General features: G+C 46.5%; 1 protein-coding gene. It reads right to left on the bottom strand.

Annotation, left to right across the window (positions count from 1 at the left end; translation table 11 throughout):
• Window positions 1-811, bottom strand: an 811-nt coding sequence (locus tag KJY78_RS06470) for a hypothetical protein (RefSeq protein ID WP_214337802.1), incomplete at both ends; no start/stop codon positions are given.

Genomic DNA, 811 nt, shown 5'->3' with positions numbered 1-811 from the left:
GGCAACACCACCAAGTTTGCCGATAGGAAACTCAATCACTCCGTCAGCGGTAGTCCTAACCGTGTGAGACCCGATATGGTTTGTTGCAGTACCCGGTATTGTAATAATCTCAAATAGATTTTGCGCCCCATCGAAACTATTGTGAAAAACCTGGTAACTAGCTCTTAGCACACGCGACCGTGCATCATATTGCGTTGTAAAACCGGAAAGTTGGCACTGTAACCTGCCAACGCCTGTGCAATCCTGCGTAAAAACGCCTCTTGTTAACGCCTCGGGTGATATTTCAAATCCTTGCGGTAGTGTAACAGCAACGTTAACTGTAACCGTATAATGATTTTCTTGGCTTACCTGTTTTAATACATCGTATTTTGTTTCGTCATACCGTGTGTATACAGTGATACTAGCTTTTTCACCCGGATGGTATTCTGTTTTACCAACAACTGTTTCAGTTTTAACCAGTCCTTCTAAAGATACATTGCGTTTTGCTGGAGCTCGCCATCGTGAATCAGTCAAACCCTCCACGCTTGTTTCTGGTTTAACCCCGCTAACATCCTGAAACGCTAATCCCGGAACGTTTGCACCGGTGTTGTTTGGTTGTAGGCTTGTGGTAGTTGTGGTGGGTTTAACAGGTTCACCACCAGCTACTTGCAGCAGCGTGTTTTGCCCGGCTGCAACACCCACCCCAGCAACGGTTTGCCCTGTTTGCGCACTAACTAGTGTGCTGAACACCAGCGCTAGTGTGAGAATGTTTGAAACAACACCCCGTGCCTGCAACAGCAAAGAAACCACACCAGTCAAAACAACCTCCAAA

The organism is Canibacter zhuwentaonis (assembly GCF_018531145.1).
In the GTDB taxonomy this organism is placed as follows: Bacteria; Actinomycetota; Actinomycetes; order Actinomycetales; family Microbacteriaceae; genus Canibacter; species Canibacter zhuwentaonis.
The sequence above is the reverse complement of the archived record's forward strand: the minus strand, read 5'-3'. Positions and strand labels throughout refer to the sequence as shown.